A 1502-nucleotide genomic window follows, 5' to 3' on the forward strand; every position below is an offset into this window, starting at 1 on the left:
CGGGAACCGGCATCGGCAAGCCAGGCGGCGGGTTCACCGCGCCGAGCATCCCGGGATTCGGCCCGCCCGGCGGCGCCGGCCCCGGCGCGGGCGGCAGCCCCGGACTGCCGGAGAAGCCGGACGCGAACGGGCTGCTCGGCAACAGCGACGACTTCGCCCCCGGCACCGTCGGCGGTGTGGACATCCCGGCCGCCCCCGGTGGCGCCGTGCCCGGTGGCGGTGGCTTCCAGTCGCCGATGATGCCGGGCATGCCCGGCGCGGGCGCGCCCGGTGCCGGTGCCGGTGGCGGCTCCGGTGTCCCCGAGGCGCCGGACGCCAAGGGCCTGGTGGAGGGCGACGAGGCGGACTGGCGGTCACCCGGGTTCGACGGTGTGCAGGTTCCCGGCGCACCGGCCGGCGCCTCGTCCGGCGGTGCCGGGCTGGGTGCCCCGATGCCGGCCGTGCCCGGCATGCCGGGGCCCGCGGGCGGAGCCAACAACTCCGCTGGGGCCGAGTCGCCCGACGCCCGGGGACTCGTCAGCGGCGACCCCGAGACCTGGGGACCGGTGGGCGTGGACGCGGGCGTGCCGGACGGGTCGGCCGGTGCGCCGGCCGGTGGCGACGGGCTCGGCGTCGACGGTCCGCAGATCCCCGCCGGCCCGCCCGTGGCCCCGGGCGTCGGCGTCGACTCTCCGGTCGCGGCGGCGCCGCCCGGAGCCGCCATGCCGATGATGCCCGGCGCGCCGGGCGCGCCGGGCGCCGGTGCGGGCACGCCCGGCGGGGGCGTGCCGGACGCACCCGACGCCTCCGGGCTGATCGAGGCGGACATCGACGACTGGCGCCCGTCGACCCCCGACGCCGCAGGACCGCAGGCGCCCGCGGGCGCAGGTGCGGGCGGCACCGGGCTGGTGGAGCCGCCTCCCTCCGCGCCGCTGATCGCCGGTGCGACGCCGCCGATCGCGGGTGTGGTGCCGCCGGTGGCCGACCCGCCGGGCGGCACCGCACCCGCCGGGACCACGCCCCGGACCGCGCCCGACGCGTCCGGCCTGATCCGGCCGGACGAGACCGACTGGACCCCGGCCGGACCGGGTGACTTCGCGCCGGAGGCGGGCGACGGCACGACGGCCGGTGGCGCAGGCCTTGACGGATCCGCGCCGGTCGCCGACGTGTCCGGCCCGCAGCCGGGGCCGGGGGGCGGCACGGCGGACCTCGACGGTTCCGTGCCGGTCACCGGTGTGCCGGGCGCGCAAGCGGGTCCGGACGGTCCGCCGGCCGGTCCGGATCCGGGTGTGCCGGAGGCCGCCGTCGAGGAACCGGCCGCGCCGGACGTTCCGGCAGCGCCCGTGTCCGGCACCGGCGGTACGTCGCCGGGTGCACCCGTACCCGAGGTGATCGCACCGCCGACGGCGGTGGAGGTGCCGACTGTGGTCGACCTGTCCCCGGCGGTCGGCGGTGTCGTGGCGGCTCCGGTGATCGTCGGCCACCCGGGCCAGCCAGGGCAGCCGAGCCTGCCCGCCCAGCCC

General features: G+C 80.4%; 1 pseudogene. It reads left to right on the top strand.

Annotation, left to right across the window (positions count from 1 at the left end):
- A pseudogene (locus tag ABD52_RS37160) lies at positions 1–1502 on the top strand (hypothetical protein); the annotation flags it as partial.

The sequence above is a fragment of the Micromonospora sp. RV43 genome (assembly GCF_001029515.1).
In the GTDB taxonomy this organism is placed as follows: Bacteria; Actinomycetota; Actinomycetes; order Mycobacteriales; family Micromonosporaceae; genus Micromonospora; species Micromonospora aurantiaca.